Annotated in this window: 24 protein-coding genes; 9 read left to right on the top strand and 15 right to left on the bottom strand. The window is 60.4% G+C overall.

Annotated elements, in window-relative coordinates:
* Positions 1 to 26: 26 nt before the first annotated feature.
* The 7 genes from B5V03_RS41155 to B5V03_RS41125 form a co-directional block, all read right to left on the bottom strand.
* Positions 27 to 1,478, bottom strand: coding sequence for an amidohydrolase family protein (locus B5V03_RS41155; RefSeq protein WP_129276110.1), 1,452 nt, complete (start codon positions 1,476 to 1,478; stop codon positions 27 to 29).
* 5 nt (positions 1,479 to 1,483) lie between these two features.
* Complete coding sequence (locus tag B5V03_RS41150) at positions 1,484 to 2,188, bottom strand: ABC transporter ATP-binding protein (RefSeq protein WP_349643416.1); 705 nt, start codon at positions 2,186 to 2,188, stop codon at positions 1,484 to 1,486.
* Positions 2,169 to 2,933 carry an ABC transporter ATP-binding protein gene (locus B5V03_RS41145; RefSeq protein WP_129276108.1) on the bottom strand — a complete coding sequence of 255 codons (765 nt, stop codon included), beginning with the start codon at positions 2,931 to 2,933 and terminating at the stop codon, positions 2,169 to 2,171. Before B5V03_RS41145 ends, B5V03_RS41150 begins: the two co-directional genes overlap by 20 nt.
* Positions 2,926 to 3,912, bottom strand: a complete 987-nt coding sequence (locus B5V03_RS41140; RefSeq protein ID WP_129276107.1) for a branched-chain amino acid ABC transporter permease — start codon at positions 3,910 to 3,912, stop codon at positions 2,926 to 2,928. Before B5V03_RS41140 ends, B5V03_RS41145 begins: the two co-directional genes overlap by 8 nt.
* Positions 3,909 to 4,769 (bottom strand): branched-chain amino acid ABC transporter permease, encoded by an 861-nt coding sequence (locus B5V03_RS41135; RefSeq protein ID WP_129276106.1) that lies wholly within the window; start codon positions 4,767 to 4,769, stop codon positions 3,909 to 3,911. The genes B5V03_RS41140 and B5V03_RS41135 overlap by 4 nt, the downstream gene beginning before the upstream one ends.
* A 21-nt stretch (positions 4,770 to 4,790) precedes the next feature.
* Positions 4,791 to 5,933 carry an ABC transporter substrate-binding protein gene (locus B5V03_RS41130; protein WP_129276105.1) on the bottom strand — a complete coding sequence of 381 codons (1,143 nt, stop codon included), beginning with the start codon at positions 5,931 to 5,933 and terminating at the stop codon, positions 4,791 to 4,793.
* 174 nt (positions 5,934 to 6,107) lie between these two features.
* Positions 6,108 to 7,565: an amidohydrolase family protein gene (locus tag B5V03_RS41125; RefSeq protein WP_164988651.1), complete on the bottom strand. Its 1,458-nt coding sequence runs from the start codon at positions 7,563 to 7,565 to the stop codon at positions 6,108 to 6,110.
* A gap of 1,319 nt (positions 7,566 to 8,884) precedes the next feature.
* On the opposite strand from B5V03_RS41125, the gene B5V03_RS41120 reads away from it, so the two are divergent.
* The 4 genes from B5V03_RS41120 (at position 8,885) to B5V03_RS41105 (ending at position 11,172) form a co-directional block, all read left to right on the top strand.
* Positions 8,885 to 9,475, top strand: coding sequence for an SGNH/GDSL hydrolase family protein (locus B5V03_RS41120; RefSeq protein ID WP_164988650.1), 591 nt, complete (start codon positions 8,885 to 8,887; stop codon positions 9,473 to 9,475).
* Positions 9,476 to 9,571: 96 nt separating this feature from the next.
* Complete coding sequence (locus tag B5V03_RS41115) at positions 9,572 to 10,078, top strand: hypothetical protein (protein WP_129276102.1); 507 nt, start codon at positions 9,572 to 9,574, stop codon at positions 10,076 to 10,078.
* A gap of 254 nt (positions 10,079 to 10,332) precedes the next feature.
* Positions 10,333 to 10,560, top strand: coding sequence for a hypothetical protein (locus tag B5V03_RS41110; protein WP_129276101.1), 228 nt, complete (start codon positions 10,333 to 10,335; stop codon positions 10,558 to 10,560).
* Between the two features lie 108 nt (positions 10,561 to 10,668).
* Positions 10,669 to 11,172, top strand: a complete 504-nt coding sequence (locus tag B5V03_RS41105) for a hypothetical protein (protein WP_129276100.1) — start codon at positions 10,669 to 10,671, stop codon at positions 11,170 to 11,172.
* A gap of 575 nt (positions 11,173 to 11,747) precedes the next feature.
* Here B5V03_RS41105 and B5V03_RS41100 read toward each other — a convergent pair.
* Both B5V03_RS41100 and B5V03_RS41090 read right to left on the bottom strand, forming a co-directional pair.
* A complete protein-coding gene (locus B5V03_RS41100) occupies positions 11,748 to 12,164 on the bottom strand; it encodes a DUF7662 domain-containing protein (protein WP_129276099.1) in 417 nt (138 codons plus the stop codon).
* A 754-nt stretch (positions 12,165 to 12,918) separates the two neighbouring features.
* Positions 12,919 to 13,215, bottom strand: a complete 297-nt coding sequence (locus B5V03_RS41090; protein WP_129276098.1) for a hypothetical protein — start codon at positions 13,213 to 13,215, stop codon at positions 12,919 to 12,921.
* 348 nt (positions 13,216 to 13,563) lie between these two features.
* Here B5V03_RS41090 and B5V03_RS41085 point away from each other — a divergent pair, with 348 nt between their 5' ends.
* On the top strand, positions 13,564 to 13,776 hold the full coding sequence (locus tag B5V03_RS41085) for a hypothetical protein (protein ID WP_129276097.1): 213 nt from the start codon (positions 13,564 to 13,566) through the stop codon (positions 13,774 to 13,776).
* A gap of 62 nt (positions 13,777 to 13,838) precedes the next feature.
* Positions 13,839 to 14,045: a hypothetical protein gene (locus B5V03_RS41080; protein WP_129276096.1), complete on the top strand. Its 207-nt coding sequence runs from the start codon at positions 13,839 to 13,841 to the stop codon at positions 14,043 to 14,045.
* Here the strand turns inward: B5V03_RS41080 and B5V03_RS41075 are convergent, their stop codons facing one another.
* The 5 genes from B5V03_RS41075 to B5V03_RS41055 form a co-directional block, all read right to left on the bottom strand.
* Positions 14,046 to 14,378 (bottom strand): hypothetical protein, encoded by a 333-nt coding sequence (locus B5V03_RS41075; RefSeq protein ID WP_129276095.1) that lies wholly within the window; start codon positions 14,376 to 14,378, stop codon positions 14,046 to 14,048.
* A gap of 273 nt (positions 14,379 to 14,651) precedes the next feature.
* Positions 14,652 to 14,876, bottom strand: a complete 225-nt coding sequence (locus tag B5V03_RS41070; RefSeq protein WP_129276094.1) for a hypothetical protein — start codon at positions 14,874 to 14,876, stop codon at positions 14,652 to 14,654.
* Between the two features lie 799 nt (positions 14,877 to 15,675).
* Entirely contained in the window at positions 15,676 to 16,671 is a 996-nt protein-coding gene (locus tag B5V03_RS41065) for an ABC transporter substrate-binding protein (protein ID WP_129276093.1), read from the bottom strand.
* 20 nt (positions 16,672 to 16,691) lie between these two features.
* Complete coding sequence (locus B5V03_RS41060) at positions 16,692 to 17,501, bottom strand: ABC transporter ATP-binding protein (protein ID WP_129276092.1); 810 nt, start codon at positions 17,499 to 17,501, stop codon at positions 16,692 to 16,694.
* Complete coding sequence (locus tag B5V03_RS41055; protein ID WP_129276091.1) at positions 17,498 to 18,268, bottom strand: ABC transporter permease; 771 nt, start codon at positions 18,266 to 18,268, stop codon at positions 17,498 to 17,500. Before B5V03_RS41055 ends, B5V03_RS41060 begins: the two co-directional genes overlap by 4 nt.
* A gap of 107 nt (positions 18,269 to 18,375) precedes the next feature.
* Between B5V03_RS41055 and B5V03_RS41050 the strand changes: the two genes are divergently transcribed.
* The 3 genes from B5V03_RS41050 to B5V03_RS41040 are packed head-to-tail and all read left to right on the top strand — an operon-like array spanning position 18,376 to position 21,848.
* Positions 18,376 to 19,503 (top strand): mandelate racemase/muconate lactonizing enzyme family protein, encoded by a 1,128-nt coding sequence (locus B5V03_RS41050; RefSeq protein WP_129276090.1) that lies wholly within the window; start codon positions 18,376 to 18,378, stop codon positions 19,501 to 19,503.
* Positions 19,503 to 21,098 (top strand): GMC family oxidoreductase, encoded by a 1,596-nt coding sequence (locus B5V03_RS41045; RefSeq protein WP_129276089.1) that lies wholly within the window; start codon positions 19,503 to 19,505, stop codon positions 21,096 to 21,098. Before B5V03_RS41050 ends, B5V03_RS41045 begins: the two co-directional genes overlap by 1 nt.
* A 27-nt stretch (positions 21,099 to 21,125) precedes the next feature.
* Complete coding sequence (locus B5V03_RS41040; RefSeq protein ID WP_129276088.1) at positions 21,126 to 21,848, top strand: GntR family transcriptional regulator; 723 nt, start codon at positions 21,126 to 21,128, stop codon at positions 21,846 to 21,848.
* A 53-nt stretch (positions 21,849 to 21,901) separates the two neighbouring features.
* Here the strand turns inward: B5V03_RS41040 and B5V03_RS41035 are convergent, their stop codons facing one another.
* Positions 21,902 to 23,692: a chloride channel protein gene (locus B5V03_RS41035; RefSeq protein WP_129276087.1), complete on the bottom strand. Its 1,791-nt coding sequence runs from the start codon at positions 23,690 to 23,692 to the stop codon at positions 21,902 to 21,904.
* Position 23,693: the final 1 nt, after the last annotated feature.

The raw sequence follows: 23,693 nt of genomic DNA, 5'->3' as shown, positions 1-23,693 counted from the left end.
TGATGACCCAGGAAAGGGCGGCCCAATCAGGTGCGGCCGTCCGTGAATGCGAGATAGTCGATGCCGGTGAGGCGGGCCGCGCGTTCGATAACCCTCTTGGCTGCGCGATCCGCAGCAGCTCGCAGTGCCTCTTCGTCCTGCCGAAGCAGTTTGCCGTCCACCACCAGCGGCGTCCCTCCGACCATGGTGAGCGAACTCATGGTATTGTCTCCGGCAAGAAGCAGTCCGGACAGAAGGTCGGCGCGCGCGCCGGCGAAACCGACGCCGCGCATGTCAAAGGCGGTGATATCGGCCTGCATGCCGGGCGCGATCGCACCGATGTCGCTGCGGCCGATCAATGCGGCCCCGGTGCGCGTGGCCATTCCGAGCACGTCCTGTGGCGTCATCCAAAACTCCGGCGCGACCTCGCCGCCACCATCGGCGAGACGGTGCAACAGCAAGGCCAATCGCAGTTCATTGAGCATTGAGCCGCTATCATTGCTGGCGGCGCCATCGACACCGATGCCGACCGGCATGCCGGCCGCACGCATGCGGTGAATATAAGGAATACGGGCGCCCAGGCGCATGATCATGCGCGGGCAATGGGCGACACCGACGCCGCGCTCGCCCAGCAGGGCGATCTCGCTATCGTTCATCCGCGTGGCATGGGCGAACCAGGTTCGCGGTCCCAGCATGCCGAGGCTATCAAGCCATTCGACCGGACCTTTTTCAAACTGATCCCGGCACAGCATCCGGTCGGTACTCTGCGGATGCACGTGCATATGGATCCCGACGGCGAGCTCGTCGCTCAGCTGCGCTACTGCTCGCATGAAATCCGGATCGCCCCAGGTCGGTGTCGTTGGGCCGAGCGCGACGGTCAGCATCGAACCCGCCGATGCGTCGTGCCAGCGTTCCACTGCCCGGCGCATCGAGGCGAGTACCGGTGCTGGGTCATCGATAATACCGCCGGCGCGTGGGCCGAGCGTAATGCTGAGGCGTGCCTCCAGATCGCTTTCGATCGTCGTCATGCTGCCGCGCACGAGATGGAGTCGGATGCCCATGCGGCCCAGCGCCTCGACTTCGGTCTCTAGATACGCGTCCTCGCAGCGCGGAACGAGATAGAAGTGATCGACGGTGGTGGTCGCACCGGTGAGCAGCAGCTCAGCTGCGCTGGCTGAAGCCACTGCAGCGAGATCCTCCGGCTGCATCAGGCCCCAGACGGGGTAGAGTACCGATAGCCAGTCGAGCAGGTGACCGCGCTGAGCCCGCGGCAGGGCGCGCGTCAGAGTCTGGAAGAAATGATGGTGGGCATTCACCAGTCCAGGCATTGCCACCGAGCTGGACAGATCGATTCGCTCATCGAAGTCGCCGGCGGGGGGCGGGCCGTCGCCCAGCGCTGCAATTCTGCTGCCCGCGACGACGATCCACGCGCGGCGCAGCACGCGGCCTTCATCGTCGCAGGTGTGTAGTGTGTCGATGTTCTCGATGAGGCGGCGCATGAGAATCAAAACCCCAGATAAGCGCTGCGGATTGCCGGGTCGTTCGCGAGTTCGGCGGTCGATCCTTCGCGGGACATCAGCCCGTTCTCAATAACGTAGGCCCGACTTGTGGCTGCAAGCGCGAGGCTGGCGTTCTGCTCGACTAGAAGGATGGCGGTGCCGGTGCCGTTGACGCGCCGGATAGTGGTGAGCACTTCCTCCGTCACCTTCGGCGCAAGACCAAGAGAGGGCTCATCGAGCATGAGCAGTCGTGGGCGGGACATCAGCGCCCGCGCGATAGCGACCATCTGCTGCTGGCCGCCAGAAAGCGTGCCGGCGAGCTGATGCCGCCGCTCGTTCAGAATCGGGAACAGTTTGTACATCTCGTCGATGTCCTGGGTGCCGGCACCGCCGCGAATGGTTGCACCGAGCTCTAGATGTTCCAGAACCGTGAGGTTCGGCCAGATCTTTCGCTCCTCCGGGCAGTGGGCTACGCCGAGCCGCACGATCTGCCGCGGCGTCGCATTGCCGATTTCCTTGCCATCGAAGCGGATAGAGCCGGCGAGCACCCTGTTGAGGCCCGAAATTGCGCGCAGGATTGTGGACTTGCCGGCACCATTGGCCCCGATCAGAGCCACGGCCTCCCCGGCAGCGACCGTGAGATCGACACCATGGAGGGCGCGGGCGCGGCCATAGCCGCTTTCGACTTTCTCAAGCTGCAGCAAAGCCACTTCCACCAAGATATGCATCAACAACGCGCTGGTCACGGGCAATGACAGAAGGCGTGCCCTCGGCGATCTTCTCACCATGATGCAGGACGATAATGCTGTCCGAGATCCGCATTACCAGTTGCATGTTGTGCTCGATCAGGATTACGCCGACGCCGTCCGCCCGGATACTGGTGATCAGATCTCCGAGCCGGCGGGCCTCGGTCGGATTGAGTCCGGAGGCCGGCTCGTCGAGCATCAACAGGCGCGGTCGCGCCGCAAGGGCGAGTGCGATTTCGAGAATGCGCTGTTCGCCATAAGACAGCGCGGCGCATGGCTCACCGGCGACATCTTCGAGGACGCACCTCTGCAGAATGCGCCTCGCTTCGTTTCGGGCCGTTTCGCGCGCGCGACCGATGGCGCCAGGCCACACCGTCTGCCACATCGGGAAGTCCCTTCCACAAGTTGTGCCGATCTCGACCGCCCGCTCCACAGTGAGGCCCTTGAATACCTCCGTCTTCTGGAACGTACGCACGAGACCGAGGGCGGCGATCCCGCTCGGCTTCAGCCCAACGATGCTCCGATCGGCGAAGACGACATTGCCAATGTTCGGCTTCTGGAATCCCGTGAGGACGTTGAACAGGGTGGTCTTGCCTGCGCCGTTCGGGCCAACGACGCTTGTAATGTCCCGGCCCTCCGCACGAAAGCTGACCGCACGCACCGCATGGACGCCACCGAACGAGACGCTGACATCCATCGCCTCAAGCATCCTGGACGCTCCCTTGCCCAGCGAAACGTCGCCGAATTCGTGCAAAGAGGCCGACCAGTCCTTCGGGCGCGAACACGACGAGAACGAGGAGGATGGCACTGAAGGTCATGAGGCGGTAGTTCGCAGTGACGCGCAAGGCCTCGGGCAGGATGGTAAAGAGCACAGCGCCCATGACAGGTCCGATGATGGTGCCCTTGCCACCCAGGAAAACCATTATCAGCATGGTGGTGGTGTAGGTGAAGTAGAAGAGGTCGGGACTGACGAAACCAGTGTAGTGCGCATAGACGGCCCCAGCTAGCCCGGCGAAAAAGGCGCTGGAGACGAAGGCCGTGGTTGCGATGCGCCGCGTGTCCACGCCGCTCGCCTCAGCGAGGGCTTCATTCTCGCGCAGGGCCAGCATGCGCCAGCCGATGGGGGAATGGGTAATTCTCCAAATGATCGTCACGCAGGTCGTCGTGACCACGAGGGCTAAATAGTAGTAGGCCTCGCGCGAGCTGAAATCGATGCGCGGCAACCCAGGTAGATCGAAAACAGGGGGACGAATTCCAGACAGGCCGATCTGGCCCTGCGTGAGGTCAGTCCAGTTGTAGGCTATCAGCCGACCGATCTCGGCGAAGATTACGGTGGTGATAATAAAGCGATGGCCGCGAACGCTGAGCACGAGCAGGCCGAGCAGCCAGGCGATCGACGCCGCAAAGACGCCGCCCGCGAACATCGTCAACCAGAGCGACATTTGGAAGTGGAGAAACAGGAGCGCCGCCGCATAGGCGCCGAACGCGAAGAATGCGGTGTGGCAGAGCGATAAGAGTCCGCTGTAGCCAACGAGGATGTCCAGGCTGGTCGCAAGAATCACGAACACTAGCGAGATGATGGCGATGTGCAGGTAATAGTCCGTGCCGATCAGCCGTGGCAGTACAAGAAGGATGAGAGCAGTCACGGAGAGTGCAAGCCAGGACGGCAGGCTGACACGCGACTTCATGACCGTTTCCCGAACAGGCCGTCCGGCTTGTAGAGCAGGACGAGCATTACCAGAATGAAGCCGACCGCGTCCTTGTAGGCGGGCGAGATGATCGCGCCGAAGCTCTCCGCCAGACCCAGCAAGAGACCCCCGGCGATACCACCGGCAAAGCTGGAGATGCCGCCTAGCGTGACGACGATGAAGGCCTTCAGAGTGGCTATACCACCCATCGCCGGCTGAACCACGAAGATCGTGCCGAGCAGGACACCGGCGAGCCCCGCGACGCCGGCGCCAATGGCGAAGGTCAGCGTATAGAGGCGGTCGATGTCGATTCCGACCAGCGCCGCGGCCTCGCGCTGCTGGAAAGTGGCGCGGATCGCCTTGCCGGTCTGGGTGTGCCGCAGCCCAACATGCAAGAGGATCACGATCACGACCGTTACCGCGAGCATTAAGAGTCGCTCCGGCGTGGTGAAGACCCCGGCGAATGCGATGCTGCCGGTTTCGAACGGCGTCGGGATCTTCTGGGGCCGGGGACCCCAGACGTTAAGCGCGAGGTTCTCGAGAAATATCGAGAGCGCAATAGTCGCTAGTACGCTGCTGGACAGAGAGGCCCCCCGCAAGATGCGGAACAGGGTTCGCTCCAGCACGACACCGACGATCATGACGCCCATCACGCTGCCGACGAGACCGGTCCAGAAATCGAGGCCAAGCAGGCGCGTCAGCGTGTAGGCGAAGAACGCCCCCAGCATGTAGAACTGACCGTGAGCGAAGTTAGCTATCTCCATCAGCCCGAAGATTGCGGTCAGACCGACCGCGATCAAAGCATAGCTGGATCCGACGACCAGGCCGTTGAAGATGTATTGAGGAATGAGATCCATGGCCTGTCGACGTCATCCGGCTCAGGGTTTTGCGATTTGTGCCGTGCCCTCGATCATTGGAGCGGCGTTCTCGTTGCGTGTTAGAAACACTGTAAACCCGTAGCCCTGTCCCTTTTCATTGAACTTGATGTCGCCGGCGGGCCCGGGCGTTGTGCTGGTTGCGATTGCGTCGCGGATCGACTGAGGGTCGATCTTGCCCGAGGTCTTGATCGCGTTGGTGATGATAGTGAGTTCCTCAAAACCGGCCGCCGCATTGTTGTTCGGCAATTCGCCATAGGCTGCCTTGTACATCTCAACAAACTTCTTGCTCATGGGGCTGTCATAGGTCGAGACATAGGGCATCAGGCCGTTGATGCCGTCGCCCTTCTTGCCGACAACGTCATAATAGGACTTGGCGGTGAAGGAGCCTTCGGCGAACAGCCGGGACTTTATGTTCATCTGCCGCAGTTGCTCGGTCACGGTTACCGCGTTCTGCGTATTGGCGGCCATCATAATCGCATCGGGTTCGGCGCGTTTGATGTTGGTGATGTAGGAGAACAGGTCCGTTTCGTTAGCATCGAAGATCTGCGTGGAGACCGGCTGCGCGCCACTGCGCTCCAGCGATGTCTTGTAGTATTGTGCAATCGAGCGTCCCCAATCGTCGTTGACGACCAGGAACGCGATTTTCTTGCCGCCGGCGAGTTCCATCATCTTCGGCGCGAAGGCATCAGCGAGCATCTGTGAAGTAGCCTGGATGCGGAAAAGGTATGGATTGCCGCGCTCGGTCAGGTTTGGCGCGGTAGACACGCCCGAAACCATCGGCACTTTGTAGCGGAGGGCAACGTCCATCGTCGCTCCGGTGGAGGAACTGCAGAAGGCACCAGCGAGGGCCACGACCTTGCTCGAGGATACCAGCTTTTCGGCGGCCGCAACGGACTGTGCCGGAATGCAAGCGCCATCCTCGACCAGCAGTTCGATCTTGTCGCCTTTAAATTCGCCGGCATCGTTGAACAGCTTGACCGCGAGCTTGGCGCCCTTGAGCACGGTGGCGCCGTCTTCGGCGACGGGACCCGTCAGCGGATAGACCGCGCCGACCTTGATGGTGTCCGCAAGGCAGGCACCGCCCGCGAGTAGCAGCGTCGTCGTGACGGCGAGGGCTTGCGCCCGCAGAACGAATTTCGACATGAGAGTGCCTCCAGCAGCTAAGGGATCAAGGTGGTCGTCACACAAACGGTTCAAGACAAAAGATGTGTCGACGATGGAACGCGCGGAAGAAGCAGGACCTGCATGCCAGGTCTGGCAAGACGTGTGCCAGCGATCGTGCCACAGGTTGAGATGTATCGGGAAGCATGATCGGTGTCATCTGGCGGCGCGGGTGTGGCCGCCGGCCCTGTAGAATTCTTCGAGAGTCGCCTGGGAGCGCTCCAAAACCGGTTTTAGCGCGCGGGCCCGCTCCGCACCCCGTCTAGTCTGCGCGATCACTTCCCGCTCGATAGCGGGAAGATCCACGCCCGTAACCTTGCCATCGCGCACGATCTCGCGCCCGGCGACATAAAGCGATTTGACGTGGCGGGAGCTGGCTCGCGTGAGAACGACTTCGAGCGGGTCGATCATGTTCTCGATCAGGTCGTAGCTGAGCGCCTCGTAATCGAGCACGAGAATGTCGGCGGGCGCCCCGGGCGTGAGCCTGCCGTAATCGTTGCGGCCATTCACTGCGAGGAAGCCGTTCTGATGCCACCCGCGAAACAACAGCTCCTGGGTTAGAGGCGCGTCGGTGTCAAGGGGTGAGAAGACCCAGTGGCCGATACGCAGCTCGCGCAAGGCATCGTCGTCATCGTCGAAACCAAAGGAATCCACGCCGAAACTGAAAGGCATGCCGGCTTTGATATAGCTGTCAACCGGCGCAACACCGGAGCGTAAACGGTAATTCGAGCTCAGGTTGACGGCGATCTGGGCGCGCCGCTCGGCCATCATCGCGACTTCATCCGGCCTGAGCCAAACGCCGTGGGCACCGGTGAAGCGTTCGCTGATCACATCCATGTCGCACAGGCGTCGGATGAACTTTCCGGGATAGCTCGCATCGGCCCATTTGCGCTGAATGGATGTCTCGAGCAGATGCGTGGTCACGCGACGGTTCTCGCGCGCAGACGCGTCGCCGATCGCCTCGAGTAGCCCATCGCTGCAGGCCTGGGGGCTGTTGGGCCCGAGCTGGACTGTTACGGTTGGCCCCTCGATGGCGCGGGCCACCTCGCGCACGAGCTCCATGTAGCGTTCGGGCGAGGGAAAGGGATATAGCCAGGTCTCCTTTACGAACGCCTGGTCGCGCGGATCATGCAGCGCGAGCAGCTCCTGGTCCGGGCCATAGCCGAGAGTTTGAACGTCCCGCAGCGGCACGACGAAACCGAGGCGAATCCCCACGTCGCGTGCGGCGCGGGTGATCGCCCGTGCATCATCGATCAGCCGGTCGACCCGGATGGAAGAATAGACGTGCATCACAGATCCGACGCCAGACTGGGCCAGACGTCCGAAAGCAAGGGCAGCGTTGAGATAAGGATCGATCGGCGGCTGGGCATACAGCGCAGCGCGCCACAATTCGAACTTTTGGTCCTTCGCGCCGAAGCCGATGTGATGAAACCCTCGCGCATGGTCGTGGGCATCCGCCAGCGCGGGCATCGCGAGGAGCCCGCCGCGGCTGCTGACAGCGGGTTTCACCTCAGCGATCCGGTCCCCGGAAAGACTTATTGCTCCGCCGGCTAGCGGGGCGTCCCGGCCGGGCGCCGCATAGAGATACTGGAACGACAGGTCCAGCGCGGTCATGGGCGAAGCTCGATGTATGCAGAGAACAAGATCTGGCATGCACGTTAGCTGAATTCGTTCGGCTTGACCAGCACCCCCGCTAGGCAATGGCTGCGGGATTTCTGGGCAGAGAAGCGTAATACCGAGCGTCAGAAGGAGATGCGAAGCGTAAGGACTGACTATAGAGGCGGATCAGACGCGTTTCCGGGTCATCCTCTCCAAGCCCTTCAGATCGCCGAGCAGCCTCAAAGGTAAGTCGGCGCTGCCGAACGAACGCGTTCAACAGCCGGTTCCCGGAGTGACATTGCAGGCCTGATCTCCTCTGGCACAATGTGCGCTTTGGGCAGCGATTAGCCTCAACCTTGCGCGGACGGCGTCGCGTTCGGTGCCGTCATGAGGCCGCAAAAAAGACCGTGCCTAAGACGGTAGATTGCCTGCGCCCCGTTCGAAGAAGGGTAGCTATATCAACCGGGTTGACAAGACCACCCTGGACCGAACGCACCGAACCTTCAGGGCTTTACGGCTCAGGTGCTGCGCCTTACGTCGTTTTTGCCTCGACCTATAAGGTTTGGTCGCAAATGGGCCTCAGTTCTCCAACCGATAAGGTTCTATGCAAAAGCTTATCAGTCCAAGGGCCCGTCTGGCTAAACCCGTTCGGGCCGCGCCGCATAGTCTTCACGTCGTGGCGTGCGGTAGCCGTTCTAATTCCAACCAGGGCGCTCATGTGGGGCGCCCGCCGGTGGCGGAGGCCTAGCGCGTAGGCGCTACAATACCAGTATTCGTATTACCCAAATCCTGCACAGCCTTGTTCATCGTAGGATCGTTGACGTAGCCGCTGGCGGGGGTTGAAGAGCCATTGTTCTCATTCCTAGCCGGATCGCCCAGCCGATTTCCCGTGGTTTGATGGTTGAGAGCGTTGCTCGTGTTAGGTCCGGGCGAACCACCCGTACCGTTCGCGGTGCCACTGCTCGACATCGAGCCGGCCGCTGCGCTGCCTGAGCTTGTTCCTCCTCCCGAAGCTCCACCTGAACCACCTCCGCCAGCTTGCGCCAAAGCCGAGGTGCTGGTCAAAACGAGCGCCGCTACCAAGAGAAATCTGGAAGATCTCATTCTGAACTCCTATGCTGCAAGGAACAAACGCCCCACCTCGATCCCGTTCCAAATGGAAGTCGCACCAGGACAACAAGGCGCTGAATCAGATTACTTGGGGGGAGCATGATCGGATTCTGCAACCAGCGCGGGGCGCCATGCACTTCCGCCGAGCAGCTAGGTAGGGACGAAATGCTCTTGGTACAGCTGCGCTGATGATCTGCAACTGGGAGACGACGTGAATGCCTCTGATGCGTCACCTCATCGTCGAAGGTTCAAGCTCCAGTGTCGATAATGGCGGGGCTAGGACGATATCGTACCACACCCTCTACCTACCAAACGCTGTCCATGAGACTAGTCAGCAATGCTTTGCGACGGATGGTGCTCTTCTTGCAGATATGCTCGGCCGACAACCGTCAGTGATCGCCGCATTCAAAGATGTCCCGAACATCCTGTTCGTTCAGGCCGGACAAAACGATCTTCGTTCGACTGACGCTTCAGCGTGGCTTGCTGCATTTGCAGGGTACTTGGCCACTTTCCAGGATGCAATTAAATCCTCACGCAAAATCGTGCAGCTCGGAATCAGCACTCACAATCCTCGTAACGAAGGTCTCTTCAATGTTAATCGGGCCACCGCCGATGGGGGTCTGCGACGTTTTCCGAGTGAAGGAAAGTGCGACTTTGTTGTCGATTGGGCTGCCGATCCGACCTGGGGCCCTGACTCCGCTGCCGCAAACCAAGCTTTATACCCTGACGGCACGCATCCTTCGCAGGGCGGACAAAGCAACATGGAGGCAAATTACTTTCGACCTGCGCTCAACTCCCTCTTTCCCCTCACTTGATTCGTCGTAGAATTCGTTCTCATTCGCTAGACCTGCAGGCTGTAATCGACTTCAACATTTCCCGAGGGCGCTGGGCGAACGAGCTCAAGTGCGCTGATGGAACTCTATAGCCCCTTGATCTTTGCGTTAGGCGCCGAAGTGAATAGGCAGACGATGCTCCGCTGGCTTAGCTCAGATCATCAAAAGATCCGAAGCGATCGAAAGCAGCTTGAAACGAGGGCTCGCCGCCTGCTGCAGAGTTACCTGACGGCCAATGAGTGGCAAAAGCGCCAATACTATCAGGCCATCGCCGGCGCGGCTTCTGCATGTCAGCCTGGTATTGATGATCCGAGCTTAAGTAACGAGAAGCTTGCTGAATTAACCGCTCAGGCGGCAACAAAAGTCGTCCAAGCACGTGATCGGAAAGCCAAGGATGCGCACGACCATTCAGCTGTACTGATCACGGATGCATACGCAACCGTTGCAATCGCCTATCGACGAGCGGCTTCAGCCTACACTGCTGACAAGGAAATGGAGCAGCTGGGCACCGCCGCAGTACACCTGGTCACGATAGCGAATTCATTCATGAATGCTGAATCGGTGCGGTCACCGACAGAAATGTGACGGGGGCTTCGGCAAACCAGCCTCGCACTTTTGATCAGGCGTATACCTTGCGCAAACCCTTTCTCCTAAGCTGGCCGTAAGACGTTGCTTGTACCGTCCTCACCAACAAGAAAAGGCGGGCGGCATGTCGATTGCATTTCGAATCTCTGTTCTCTTGTTCTGTGCTTACGCCGGTTGGGAAACCCCAGGCATTCAATTCGGCGATTTGCGAGAGCCTCAGCAGCAAGGGCGTTCTCCAGCCGGATAGGTAAGGAATGAACAAAACAACCCTTCACCTGGAACGTCCGCAACCAAACCAAGTTCGGCGTGCTGACCTCGCGCCGGCCACCGGCTTTGCGATGCTCGTCGATGGTCGCTTCAAGACTGAATTTCTTGATCAGGACGCCGCGACTAAAGCGGCCCTTGAATTGTTGGCCAAGTATCCGATGCTGAAGATCGAGATCTACGACGCAGCATCGAAGTCACGGACGCCCGCGAGATAGCCACTTTGCATCGCAACGTGCGTAGTAACCATGTCTTCCGTTTTAATCTACCTTTAGCTTTTTGCTAACAAACGAGGCCGCAAGGTCGTCCCCAAACGGAGGCGGCCTGTGCCTTTGATGAAATACTTCGGATTCGTCGGCAGCGCTCTCGTCCTGTTGATGATCGGAATCGGCTGGTGCCTGCCGCAGCAGGCGCTGGGCCCAGGGAACAGTGACGTAGAGCGACCGTCCATAAGGATCAGCTCAGTTGAGCAGGCACCTGAACGGGTAATAATCGATACCAGTTTGCCGACGCTTGTGGCTCCGTCGAACATCAGTCCTTCTACATCGACGACGTTGGTGCAATCTGCTCGGCCTCTGCAGAGCGCATTCTCCGAACTTGACGTCGCCGGAAAGCCGGTCACTCCGAGATCAGGCGGCGAGGTCTTGAAGCCGAAGCATGCGGCAAAAGGCGAATCTGGGAAAAAAGCCTCTAACCGCCGAACAGCGAAACCGTTGAATATTATTCCCGCACCCGCAACGGGAGCGCAAGCTGCGGCGCCTGATACAAGACTGTCGTTACTGGAAACGCTCAAGGAGCGGCTAGGGCAGACGTTTTTCAAGCTGAACTGATGACGGTGCCGACTATAGGACCTCGGCGAGCGCCATTCACCGCGGACGCGCCCCAGGCGTCGCCCCGCAGAGGCGAGGAGCTCGGACGTACGCCTTTCCCCGGGCTAAAATTCGAGCCACGCTCATGCGGCGACGCCACAGCGGTCTCGTCCATTGCAACCACAACCTTGGTGTTGAAGAGTGTTGCGTGATCTGTCCGGTGCCACCTAGGTGTATTGGCTTATTGATTTCGGAGTGCTGCCCTGATCGATTTGGCACTTGAAATCGGCAGTACGGTGAACCTCTTCGTCGTCTGCCCAGTAGGCCGCTATTCGGCTTGAGCGATAACCCAAGCACTGGGGCGTTCGAATGGTAGCTATTTTGTCTCAAAGAATGCAATTCTGGACCTCCTTTTCATCGACGCAGCCTTGGAGGATAAGAAGAGCCGAGGACCGCGAGGAGAGGGTAGAACAGGCCGCCGCGTTCGGATTGATTCTCCGTGGACTGACGCTGCCGGGACGCGCGGGAAAGCCGCAACACTAAGGTGGCGCGACGTACAAGCCTTTAGGCTCGATGGAATTCCACTGCCCGCTGTTTCAGTGAAACTCTGGCCGTGAAGCCTGCCTGCAGCCACGCCATCGCCTGCGTGTGCCAGCTTTGCGCGAACTCTCATTTCCCCACCAGGCACTGAACTTGTAAGCTGACGGCGGTAACGGCCTCCCAAGAATTCCCTCGATTTCCGAGAACGTGAGCCGAATAGTTTGCGCCCTTGTGCGCACCAGCTCCCTCAATAGCGGATCGTAAACGGACATGACGCTCGGCTCGTCATGTTGGTCTATCATCGCCGCTCGCGGGATGTTGAACCCCCGGGCGGCAAGTTCCAGCTCGAGCTCAGTGATCCGCTCGAAGATGCGAGCAGCAATCGCCTCGGAATCTTCAACGCTTAATGATTGCATGCCCCTTAAAGATAGCTCGTCCCTGAGAACCTTCGCCACAAGCAATTGAATTGCCATTGGATCAAATCCTAAAAAGACGATCCAACCGCAACCGAAGGGCGAGTGCAAGTGTTTAGGTGGTGCTGCCGTGCTTCGGCTAGTTGTCTCTCGGCTCCGAATGCTGAAGCTGCGCAGCTGCTCGCACAAGCCTTTCTGCCGCAGCCCTTAACAGCAAGCCGTGTGCTCCATCGGGTGTCCTACCCTGCGTGATCTGTAGCCGCTTGGCCGTCTCGCTCTGCTTGAGCACGAGTCGTTAGCCTATCCAGCTTCGATTGCTCCTCGCTCGGACGTCTTTCGACATACTGCCGCTCGAAGTCCGTCAGAGTGGTATGCAATAAGAGGTGATAGCGTTGAATATTGTTGCGATGTGCCCGGACTAAATCGTCGTCAATCATCGTCGCCGCCTTTTCCGCTACCGAGACAACAATTCATCATCAAGCCGGATGGGCAGACGACCGGGCAACAGCAGGCCGGAGCATCTCCGCCGCTCTCTCCATGGTAGCGAGCTTTTCTTGCCCATCTGTGAACTATATCACACGGCCTTTGCGATCACACCTAGCTGGCAGCGGACACACTGCAGTGGTTTAATGGGCGTGGGTCGGCTTCATCCAACCCGATGACGGCGGTAGAGCCTAGCGCAGTGCAGCGCGCCGGTTCATCGGGCTTGGCTGAAGGCCAGAAGGTCTTTTATGAAGTCCAAGTCGTTCGAAAACGCCGGAAACAAGCTGCGAAGTCTATGCGTCTGATAAGCGCCAATGGCGTGGCGGTTCGATCACTGCATTTTCCGCCCGAGGTCTCTCAGCAGCGTGTGGAGAAAGTCGCTGGCATGGTCGTATTGTGCATTGCCGTTCGTGATTTGACGGACGTGTGGATCCATTACGCGGCCAACGGTTTCGGAGCCGAGCAACTCAGCTCTGTCCGACCACTGCTGCAGCAAAGCATCGGGTATATCGTCCGCAGATCCGAACATCCGCAAAAGGGAATGTTCGGCCTCGGGCTTATGAGCCTTCGCCGCATAGAAAGCGAATAGTCCCCGGAAGGCATCACGGGAAACGGCAGGTTTTCCCATCGCAATGTCCCTGAAAAAATTACGTTCTCAATGGACGCAAGTTTGACGCCCCCGTTCGGGAAAAGCTAGAAGAAACTAAAACCCTGTGCTCAACCGTTTTCGAAGAATTTGCCGTTGAACGCTGAGTGCAATGCCAACCCGTCAATGATCTTGACCGATTTTGACGACGGCCTGGTTGGACATTCGAGGGGCTCTCTGGCTCTTGTTGTTCCCCAGCCGCCCCATTGGCTGAAGCGTAAGCCGGCGGAGCGGCCATTTTGTACAAAGCCAGCGCACAAGTTGCGCCGAACGGGCGGCTTGCACTAAGCTTTATTCGATTAAATCAGAATGTTTTTGTGGAGTAGCGTCATGTCGAGTGCGATTGAGTTGATTGTGGATGGCTACGCAAGAGTGAAAGACCGCCAGTCGCTTGAAGAGCTGAGGATCCATCGCCGGCGACTTGCCGGAGACCTGAAGGCCTGGGTGGGCTTTGACTGCAGGTTGTCGATTGCGCAAATCGAGCAGGACATCGCGGCAATAGAGGCGGGACTGGAGACGTTGTCGGGGCCGGTCGGCGGCTAGGATAAGGAGTCAACCCGATGACGGCGTGCGCGCAAGGAGGGCAAGTGCTGCGATCGTTCGTAATGGCTGCCCTCGTACTGGTCTGGGGATCCTCGTCCGCGCTCAGCCTGACGCCGGAGGAGATCATCGCCAAGCTTCGCGCCGCAGGCTACTCGCAGATCCAGGAGGTGCCGGCCGGAAAGATCAAGACTTACAAGGCCGTCAGAGAAGGTACCGCGCGCTCGCTAATCGTCGACAGCACTGGTCACATTGCAGAAGTGGCAAGGTAGCTAGACGGGCAGACGTAGCCGGACGTCTTTACTGGACAGCGTGCCTGTTGGCGTCGCAATCTCCATATCGACGACGCGAAACGAGCCATGACTTTCGTAAACGTAGCGAAGGTGCCAGACGGGGCCGGGTTCCGGCGAGATGGCGAAGTCGTCCAAGGCAGACGCAACGTATCGAACGGCATCGCGTCGCTCAACCGAGGCGGAGAACATCGCCTCTATCAGCGCGGCCAGGCTCATGCCGCCGACCAGCATGGCTCGTGCCGTTTCGTCGCCGTAAGTAAGCCGCAGCGCAGTCACGACTGCCGCAATAGCGTCGGGGTTCTTCAGAGCCACGGTAGATCCGCTTCGCCCAGCAAAACCATAATGCGGATTCCGCCCCTTTCGTGCAATCGGCATCGATTCGGGGCCACTGTCCCAATGGCTAATGCCCAGGGCGAGCCGCTCCTGCGAAGCTCAATCAGCGGAGCAGACGGGAAAGCTGCGGCTGGAGACGCTTGAGCCGTTCTCACGGTCCTCCGACTCTGAGGCGCCAACGACAGGGCCTACCTTGAGGGGCGCTCGCCGGTTCACGCTGGCCTGCCGTGCGGCGAAGGCCGCAGCGGGAGGTTAAATCGCTGCGGCCCACGCGTCGTCAAATGAAGCCGGGTCAAAAATACCAAGTGAAATATGCAGCCAGCCCCGGTAGCAAAAATTCTGCCCCAACTTTGTCTCTTTTGCAAACACAATTTCGGCGGAACCGAAATCAACCTGGCGGGCATTCTGTTCCGAGGACGGAACAATTCTGCTTCTATTGCTGCCAAGCGAGAGGGGAGCTGCACCGAGACCCATCATGGTGGGTTGTGAGACCCGGCTACTGGCATCTCGCCGATAGGACCGACTGCGGACGCAAGAGTTGCCTCGAGTCCTCAGCCCATCGCTGAAATTAAGCTTTTCGGCGACTTGTTTTTGACTGTGCGCGTTTGAGCGCGTTCACTCCATAATGTTGATGGAGACGGACGTGATCAGTTGGTTTTTAGTGATCATAATCGCGGCAAGCGTTGCGTTTCTAATAGCTCACGCGATTGACGCCATCCGCTCCTGAAGACGAGCGCAGCGGCGGAAGGTGGCGCCTCATCTGATGACAATTTAAGGACGCGGCATCAGTCGGCTTGCTTGTAACGATCCGAATTGGAGACGGTTCTAGACTGATAAAGATTGTCGGCAAACCTTATCAGTCAGCGGCAGTTGATATGCGACAAAATCCGGGTGGCGCATGCTCGGCGAGAAGCGCTCCGGCTGTGTTTCGGATCAACTTCGCCTGAGTTAAGCAGAACGGCCGCAGAAGCTAGATGGCGACTATGTAGCCGTCGATTGACTAGTTCTTGTACTTCCAGATCGAGCGGGCGCAGCGTTGCTTGGCCTCGAACGAGACAGCCGAAACAGGGCAACAGCGGTCCTACAGTGATGAGCAGGGCCAATGAAGCCGCAGGATCGCTCAGTGTCATGCAAACGGAGGCGGTTCGCCGCCAGTACGCTTCAACTAAACGGGACCCATATCATCGACTGATCAGCTTTCGAAACGAAAGCCTCTTCAACATGAAGAGAGCGCGGGTGCTACGGCGCAAGGGAGCCGCCAGCTTCCGCGATCAGATCACACGATTGTTTTTAGATACAGACTGGGATCGAAATATTTGGTTGCCGGCGTGGAGTCCTTGATGCCTGCGTTGGCCATGAAGAAATCTGTCGACTGCTGCAGCCAGTTGGTGACCGTCCCGTCTGAGTACATTCGCTTCCACTCCCTGGACGTGAACATCTTCTGGGCCTTGAACGATTCGTTGATGTCGGCCAGCGGGGTTTGGCTATAGTGACCCTTCTGCAGCTTCTCCATCGCTTCGGTGCTGTTCGCGACAATGTAGTCATTCGCATCCGCCCAGCCACGGATCAGCTTCGCCAGCGTTTCCTTGTTTGGCTCGTAATAATCGTTGGCCGCCGCCCAGCCGCCGATGATAGCGGCCTTTGGATAGTAGGCTGACGCATCGGCGAGCTTGACCGCCCCTGGCACCTTGTCCCGAACCGTGACGTTGAAGGGTACCCAAAGAGCGACGGCCGGTACCGCGCCGGAGATAAAGGCGGTCACGGCCGCTGGCATGGTCTGGTTGACGAGTTCGACCTCCTTCGGATCGACCTTGTTGGCGCGAAGCGCGGTATCCAGGAACACATGCGCGGTGGTACCGGTCGCGGTCGCGATCCGCTTGCCCTTCAGGTCCTCAAACGACTTGATGCCCTGGTCGCCGCGAACCCAGAGCTGTGCGGTCGCGACCTCAATGTCGTTGATCAGGAACACCTTGCCCTGCCCCCGGGCAGGGAAGTTCGAGAGCACGGCGCCGGTGGCCAGTACGTCGAGGCTGCCGCCGATCAGCGCCTGGAAGATCTCGAGGCCGGTGTTGAACTGTCGCAGCTCGAGATCGAGGCCCTGCCTTTCAAAGGAACCGCGATCCATGCCGGTCCAGATCTGGCCGTCGACCGCGACGGTGTGCAGATAGCCGACGCGGACTTTCGTTTTCGCTTGCGCGATCGCCGGTGCTGAGGCCGTGAAGGTGCCGAGCGCAAGGCCCGCCGTCGTGGTCAGAAATTGTCTGCGGTCCATGGTATCCTCCGTTTTGTTTGTTATTCCGCGAACGATGCCGGACGCATTTGCGCCTGCTGGGCGCGATACTCATCCATCACCAGTCGCCTGATGTAGCTTCGCAGCTCCCCGAATTCGGCTCGCTCCTGGATTGATTCGTCGCGCGGATAGGCGAACGGCACGTCGATGATCTGCCTGATCCGTGCCGGCCGTGCGGTCACCACCACGATGCGGGAGGCGAGGTAGATAGCCTCTTCCACGGAGTGGGTGATTAGCATGACAGTCTTGCCTTCGGTCTCGAGCACTTTCAGCAGTAGGTTCTGCATGTTGGATCGGGTCTGGGCATCGAGCGCGCCGAACGGCTCATCCATCAGCAGGAACTGCGGCTTGACGGCATAGGCACGCGCGATCGCGAGCCGCTGACGCATGCCGCCGGATAAATGCTTCGGATAGGAGCTGGCGAAGTCGGACAATCCCATCAGGCCGAGATAGTGATCGCAGATGGCATCGCGCTCACCGGCCGGGACGCGGTTGGCGCTGAGCTTCAGGCCGAAAGCTATGTTCTGCTTCACGGTCAGCCACGGGAAGACGCCATATTCCTGAAAGATGACGCCGCGCTCGGGCTCGGGGCCCGCGACGGGACGTCCGTCGAACAGCACATTGCCGGTCGTCGGCCTCTGGAAACCCGCGAGCATGCTCATCATCGTGGTCTTGCCACAGCCGGAGGGGCCGATCACCGCGATGAAATCCCCATCGTTGATGTCGTAGCTTACGTCCTCGACGACGTTGAGGCGGCCCCTCGGAGTTTCGAATGACAACGAAACATTTTCGAACTGCGCACGCTTCTTCATGCGATGACCCGATCCTGCCACACCAGCAACCGCGCCGTGATTTTGCGCAGGATCATGTCCATGAGCAGAGCGATCAGGCCGATACAGATGATGCCGACATAAATGACATCGAGCAGGAAATAGGTCGAGGCATTCTGGATCATCGCACCAAGTCCGCGCTGGGCGGCGATCAGCTCAGATGCCACGAGAGTCGCCCAGGCCACACCCAATGCGACCCGTAACGCGGTGAGGATATGCGGGACGGTGAGGGGAATGATGACCTTGCGGAAGATTTCGCCCTGACTGGCACCGAGCGTCTGCGCTACGCGGATGTAGAGGGGCGTGATCTGCGAGACGCCTTCATACATCACGATCACGCCGGAGAAGAATGAGGCGTAGAACAAGATGACCAGTTTTGCGACCTCGTCCACGCCGAAATAGACAATCACGAGCGGGATCAGCGCGATTGGTGGCAGCGCGCGGAAGAAGTTGATCATCGGGTCGGCGAAGGTGCGGGCCGGGCGATACCAGCCGAGCAGGAAGCCAACGGGCACCGCTGCAAGAATCCCGAGCGCGACGCCGAAGAAGACGCGTCTGGTGGAGGCGAAGATGTCGACGAGAAGGCCTTCTTTGGTGAGAAGCTCGAAGAATTTCGCGGCCACCTGGTGCGGAGCGGGGATCAGCGAGACGTTGACGAAGCCGCTCCAGCGCACCGCGTACCAGAGAAGGATTGCACCGAACCACGGAATCAATCCGAGACCAAAGCGTCTCACGCCTGCTCCGTTCATTCGACGCATTCCACCCGGATAGCGGTTGATGTTTTCGAAAGTCATATGATAAATAGGATGACCATACAAGAGCGCCTTTGGTCATAGGCGTCGCAGGCCTTCCGCGCATGACATCGTCGCCCTTCTCCATTCGCAGCCTCCAGGCTTTCGGCTATCGCTATCCGTTGACGACCCCTGTCATCACCTCGTTCGGGCGGATGGCGGATCGGCCGGCCGTTTTCGTTCGCGTCGAGGATACGGACGGTCACGTGGGGTGGGGCGAGGTGTGGTGCAATTTTCCGGCGCCGGGAGCCGAGCATCGTGTTCGGCTGGTCAACGAGGTGCTCGCGCCGGCCCTTGTCGGATTCAAGGCGCAAGGTCCATCAGCTGCTTTCGAGCGCCTGACGCAGGGAACCTCGGTGCTCGCGCTGCAGTCCGGCGAAGCGGGTCCGTTCGCACAGTCCATCGCCGGCATCGACCTTGCTATTTGGGATCTTCACGCGCGCCGCCAGAACGTTGCGCTGTGGAGGCTGCTCGGCGGATCCCGGAACAGGATCAAGGTATATGCCAGCGGCATCAATCCCGCAGGATCAGAGCGCGCCGCGGAGGCAGCCCTCGCACGCGGCTACCGCGCTCTGAAGCTGAAGATAGGTTTTGATCCGGCGGCCGACCGTGCCAATCTGGCGGCCCTGCGGCGGCTTGTTGGCGAAGGCCTGCTCGCCGCTGACGTTAACCAGGGCTGGACCGTCGCGCAGGCGCTTGAGCTTGCTCCGCAGCTGGAAGCGTTCGGCCTTGGCTGGCTCGAGGAGCCGATCCGCGCCGACCGCCCGCGGCAGGAGTGGAAGCAGCTCCGCCAGAAAGTCGGGTTTCCGCTCGCGGCCGGCGAGAACATCGCCAGCCACGCCGGATTTGCCGAGGTGCTGGGTGAGCGGATTCTCGGCGTGGTCCAGCCGGACATCGCGAAATGGGGTGGACTCTCGGCTTGCGCGGGCATCGCCCGCGATATCCTGCAGTCAGGCAAGATGTTCTGTCCGCACTATCTTGGTGCCGGCATCGGACTTCTCGCATCGGCCCATCTTCTGGCCGGCATCGGCGGAGACGGGCTGCTGGAAGTCGATTGCAATGAGAACCCGCTGCGCGATCGCTTCTGTGGCCCCGTGTTAGATGTCCGGGACGGTGCGATCGAACTCGGCGACGGGCCAGGTCTTGGGCTCAAGCCTGACCTTGCGTCGATCGAACAGTACCGGACCGCCTGATGTCATCGCCCGGCTACGACTACATCATCGTCGGCGCGGGCTCGGCGGGCTGCGTGGTCGCAAACCGGCTGTCCGCCGATCCCGCCTGCCGCGTGCTGCTGCTGGAAGCCGGTGGATCGGACCGGAATTTTTGGCTCAGGCTTCCGGTCGGGTACTATCGGACCATCTACAACGAACGTTTCTCGCGCCTGTTCAGGACGGAGCCGTCGGAAGGCAGCGGCGGGCGCGCCATCGTCTGGCCGCGCGGCCGTGTGCTCGGAGGGTCCTCGTCGATTAACGGCCTGATCTTCATCCGCGGCCAGCACGAGGATTTCGACGACTGGGAACGCTTTGGCGCCGATGGCTGGAGCTATCGTGACGTCCTGCCGTATTTCCGGCGCTACGAACGCTACCGCGGCGGCGAGAGCCAGTTTCACGGCGGGCTTGGGGAGTTCGAGGTCTCAGATCTCCGCAACGACAATCGAGCATCTAGGGCCTGGGTCGAGGCGGGTGTGCAGTTTGGTCTGCCATCCAATCCCGACTTCAACGGCGCAACCACGCTCGGCGTCGGCACTTACCAGCTCGGCATTGGGCGTCACTGGCGGACCAGCTCCGCCTCCGCCTTTCTTCGTCCGATTGCTGCCAGGCCCAATCTCACTATCATCACCCATGCGCAGGTCAGTAAGGTCACATTCGCAGGCCCCGTTGCGAACGGCGTCGAATGGATCAGGAAGGGGCAGGTGCACCGCGCGAGAGCCGATCGCGAGGTCATTTTGTCGGGCGGGGCGCTGCAGTCGCCGCAAATCCTCCAGCTTTCCGGCGTCGGTCCTGCTGATCTACTGCACAAGCTCGGCATCCCCGTCGTTGCCGATGCTCCGGAGGTCGGCGCAAATCTTCAGGACCACTATCAAGCCCGGCTGATCGTCCGCCTGAAGGAGCGGATCTCGCTCAACGATCAGGTCCGAAATCCGGTCGAGCTTGCGAAGATGGGCCTGCAATGGATGCTGGCAGGCAGCGGCCCGTTGACGGTCGGCGCAGGGCAGGTGGGGGGCGCAGCCTGCACCGAATACGCCGTCGGCGGCAGGCCGGACGTGCAGTTTAACGTGATGCCACTGTCGGTCGACAAGCCCGGTGAGCCCCTTCACACCTATTCCGGATTTACCGCTTCGGTGTGGCAATGCCACGGAAAATCGCGCGGCCGGCTTGCGATCAGTTCGACCGATCCGTTCGAGCAGCCGCGGATCGCGCCCAACTATTTCGCCGAGGAGATCGATCGCAAGACCATCGTTGCGGGCCTGAACATCCTGCGCGAGATCTACCAACAGAAGGCGTTTCGTCCGCTGTGGGACATCGAGGTGGTGCCGGGAGATGCGGCAACGGACGATGCCGGGCTGTGGGATTTTGCGCGCAACACGGGTGGCACCGTGTTTCACTGTGCCGGGACCTGCCGCATGGGCCGGGACGAGCGAGCGGTGCTCGATCCGCAGCTGCGCGTGCGCGGCGTCGAGCGGCTCCGGGTGATCGATGCCTCGGTGATGCCGCAGATCACTTCGGCCAACACGAACGCGACCAGCCTGATGATTGGCGAGCGCGGTGCAGCTCTTGTCATGGCCTGATCGATTCATTGATCTACCGGAGGCGAGATGGAATTGAATTCCGACAGTCACGTCCCCAAATACGCGCAGATTGCCGACATCTTCCGCCAGCGGATTGCGCGCGGCACCTGGACCCGCGGCTTTCGCCTGCCAGCCAATGAGGAGCTTGCGGCCGAGTTCGGGGTGTCGCGCGTCACGATCCGTCAGGCGGTCGAGCTGCTTGCCCGCGACGGCGTCATCGGGGCCCAGCAGGGACGCGGCACGTTTGTCACGGGCTCTTTGCGGCAGGATCGCTGGCTCAAGGTCGAGACTACGCTGTCGGACCTTGCGGACATGTACCGCGACACCTCGCCGGAGATCATCAACATCTCGGAAAGCCGCAGTGATGCGCCGCTGCTTCCCGAAGACGGCAAGCCGGCCGAGAAATACGTCTTTATGCGCCGCCTGCACTCACGCCAGAAGCAGCCTTACTGCGTCATTTCCATCTATCTCGACGAGAAGATCTTTCGCAGGTCGCCAAAGCGCTTTCGCAACGAGACCGTGATCCCGATCCTCAACGATCTCAGGGATCCCGCGATCGCCAGCGCCCGTCAGACGCTTACGATCGGTACCGCGGATCTCGAGGCGGCGCGGCTGCTTCGCGTGCCCCTCAACTCGCCCGTGGCCGAAGTCCGTCGTGTCTTCACAACCAGCGACCGTACAGTGATCTATCTCGGCGAGGTCACCTATCGCGGCGATTTCGTGCGTATCGACATGGACTTGCGGCCGTAAAAGCGCGATGCGGCTTTCCGGCCAGGTCATGCTCAAACCTGGACTTTGACCGTCTACCGGGAAAACAATTCCTGGTTCCGACGCTCGAGTTCTTCGCCATAGGTGCGCAGCACGTGGGATTCGCTTAGCGTTCCGATCGCTGTGCGACTGTCGCCGCGGTCAACGACTGCTAGGACGTCTGCCTCGCTGCGCTCGAAGGCTTTCAGGATCTCACGAACGGACGTAGTCGGAAGCAGGCATTCATCCTGTTGCTGCGCCAGCGATCCGAGCGGCTCGTCGTCCCGGTTGGCGACCGAATGCAGCGTCGCGGCCGGAACGATGCCGGCATAAGCGTCGTTGGGATCGAGCAGCACGACCTGCCGGACCAGCGCCGGCGAAAACAGCCTTTGCGCCTCGCCGATCGGCATCGTCGTCGGGGCGTTCTCGAAGTCCGTGCGCATCAGGGACGCCGCGCTCATTTGTCTGGCCCAGCCGATGTCTTGCGGGCCACGGATGACCTCGCCCCTCAAATGGAAGCGCCACGTCGCAAAGCTGTAGCCGAAAAGCTCGCGGACAATGAGCGCGCAGACCGATGATGCGACCACCGCGCCAACCGTGACGGAGAAGTCGCCGGTGATTTCGAGCGCGAGACAGACCATGCTGAACGGCGCGCCCAGCACGCCGGTGCCCAGAGCAGCCAGTGCGGCAATGGCAGCGGTGCCCGGTTGCAGGGCGAGCGTAGGAAGAAGGCCGGTCAGCACGATGCTGTAGAGCTGCCCGATCAGCGCGCCGAGCAGTAGTGAAGCGAAGAACAGACCGCCACGGAAGCCCGAGCCGAGCGAGATGGCTGAGGCAAGAATCTTGAATACGATAGTCGTGGTGAGCAGGAGCCAGGTCGGATTGCTGACGAGAAGGATCTGCATCGCGCCATGGCCGGCGCCCAGCACGGTCGGCGTCAGCAGGGCAAGACCGCCGAGCAGCAGGCCTCCGAGGATCGGCCGTACGAATCCCTTGAATACCGTGATGCGCTGAAAGCACCGTTCCGAGAATGCGACTGCGAGCATGACGATAATGCTGACGAAGGCGCAGATGACGCCGATCAGCACGGTTTGCCCGATCATCTCGACGGACACCGGTGAGGGGAAGCCGGGCACCATCAGGAACGACTGGTGCGTCAATTGCCGCGCGACCAGCCACGCAGTAACGGCGCTAGCGGTGACGGGAACAAGTGCCGCGGAAGTGTACATGCCCATCACGACCTCGAAGGCGTAGAAGGCGCCGGCCAGAGGTGCAGAAAACGCAGCGCTGATCGCACCCGCGGCGCCGCAGGCGACCAGGAGCCGCATGTCGTTACGTCGTGCGGCGAGGCGCTGCCCGACATGAGAGCCGAACATCGCGCAGATCTGGGTGTATCCCGCCTCCAGTCCGACTGATCCACCGAAACCGTTTGAGAGCAGCGTCTGCATCGAAATCAGGAGGCTGCCGCGAAACGACAGCCGGCCGCCATAGAGCGCATTCGCCTCAATCGCGTCGGCGAGCTGCTGGCCCTTTACGCGTCGGGCGAAGTAGAGCCCGATCAGCGCCAGCACCAAGCCGCCGAGCATCGGGATCAGCAGTGTTCGCTGCCACGAAATCACGCCGGTGGCGCTGAGATGTGCGTCGACAGGAATGTCGAACAGCAGTGCGTGAGAGACCTGGCTGAGGCTCGAGATCGCGGCCACGAGCACGCCGCCGAGCAGTCCGACGACGATGGCGACCAGCACGAGGCCAGTCTCGCGATTGCGCACGAAATTGCGCAGGAACAACGGCAGCAGGCGGACGCCGGGCGTACCGGCCGGCTTCGCAGGATGGGGTGCCGACACCATA

It is taken from the genome of Bradyrhizobium betae (assembly GCF_004123905.1).
GTDB classification, from domain to species: Bacteria; Pseudomonadota; Alphaproteobacteria; order Rhizobiales; family Xanthobacteraceae; genus Bradyrhizobium; species Bradyrhizobium betae_A.
The sequence above is the reverse complement of the archived record's forward strand: the minus strand, read 5'-3'. Positions and strand labels throughout refer to the sequence as shown.

What these genes read in the sequence shown, in the direction of transcription:
- B5V03_RS41060 (WP_129276092.1), bottom strand. Translation starts at nt 17,501, where the DNA reads ATGAAGAAGCGTGCGCAGTTCGAAAATGTTTCGTTGTCATTCGAAACT.
- B5V03_RS41100 (WP_129276099.1), bottom strand. Translation starts at nt 12,164, where the DNA reads ATGGCAATTCAATTGCTTGTGGCGAAGGTTCTCAGGGACGAGCTATCT.
- B5V03_RS41145 (WP_129276108.1), bottom strand. Translation starts at nt 2,933, where the DNA reads ATGCTTGAGGCGATGGATGTCAGCGTCTCGTTCGGTGGCGTCCATGCG.
- B5V03_RS41085 (WP_129276097.1), top strand. Translation starts at nt 13,564, where the DNA reads ATGTCGAGTGCGATTGAGTTGATTGTGGATGGCTACGCAAGAGTGAAA.
- B5V03_RS41120 (WP_164988650.1), top strand. Translation starts at nt 8,885, where the DNA reads ATGCGTCACCTCATCGTCGAAGGTTCAAGCTCCAGTGTCGATAATGGC.
- B5V03_RS41125 (WP_164988651.1), bottom strand. Translation starts at nt 7,565, where the DNA reads ATGACCGCGCTGGACCTGTCGTTCCAGTATCTCTATGCGGCGCCCGGC.
- B5V03_RS41155 (WP_129276110.1), bottom strand. Translation starts at nt 1,478, where the DNA reads ATGCGCCGCCTCATCGAGAACATCGACACACTACACACCTGCGACGAT.
- B5V03_RS41130 (WP_129276105.1), bottom strand. Translation starts at nt 5,933, where the DNA reads ATGTCGAAATTCGTTCTGCGGGCGCAAGCCCTCGCCGTCACGACGACG.
- B5V03_RS41065 (WP_129276093.1), bottom strand. Translation starts at nt 16,671, where the DNA reads ATGGACCGCAGACAATTTCTGACCACGACGGCGGGCCTTGCGCTCGGC.
- B5V03_RS41080 (WP_129276096.1), top strand. Translation starts at nt 13,839, where the DNA reads ATGGCTGCCCTCGTACTGGTCTGGGGATCCTCGTCCGCGCTCAGCCTG.
- B5V03_RS41140 (WP_129276107.1), bottom strand. Translation starts at nt 3,912, where the DNA reads ATGAAGTCGCGTGTCAGCCTGCCGTCCTGGCTTGCACTCTCCGTGACT.
- B5V03_RS41055 (WP_129276091.1), bottom strand. Translation starts at nt 18,268, where the DNA reads ATGAACGGAGCAGGCGTGAGACGCTTTGGTCTCGGATTGATTCCGTGG.
- B5V03_RS41090 (WP_129276098.1), bottom strand. Translation starts at nt 13,215, where the DNA reads ATGGGAAAACCTGCCGTTTCCCGTGATGCCTTCCGGGGACTATTCGCT.
- B5V03_RS41040 (WP_129276088.1), top strand. Translation starts at nt 21,126, where the DNA reads ATGGAATTGAATTCCGACAGTCACGTCCCCAAATACGCGCAGATTGCC.
- B5V03_RS41115 (WP_129276102.1), top strand. Translation starts at nt 9,572, where the DNA reads ATGGAACTCTATAGCCCCTTGATCTTTGCGTTAGGCGCCGAAGTGAAT.
- B5V03_RS41135 (WP_129276106.1), bottom strand. Translation starts at nt 4,769, where the DNA reads ATGGATCTCATTCCTCAATACATCTTCAACGGCCTGGTCGTCGGATCC.
- B5V03_RS41110 (WP_129276101.1), top strand. Translation starts at nt 10,333, where the DNA reads ATGAACAAAACAACCCTTCACCTGGAACGTCCGCAACCAAACCAAGTT.
- B5V03_RS41070 (WP_129276094.1), bottom strand. Translation starts at nt 14,876, where the DNA reads ATGATGGGTCTCGGTGCAGCTCCCCTCTCGCTTGGCAGCAATAGAAGC.
- B5V03_RS41045 (WP_129276089.1), top strand. Translation starts at nt 19,503, where the DNA reads ATGTCATCGCCCGGCTACGACTACATCATCGTCGGCGCGGGCTCGGCG.
- B5V03_RS41050 (WP_129276090.1), top strand. Translation starts at nt 18,376, where the DNA reads ATGACATCGTCGCCCTTCTCCATTCGCAGCCTCCAGGCTTTCGGCTAT.
- B5V03_RS41035 (WP_129276087.1), bottom strand. Translation starts at nt 23,692, where the DNA reads ATGGTGTCGGCACCCCATCCTGCGAAGCCGGCCGGTACGCCCGGCGTC.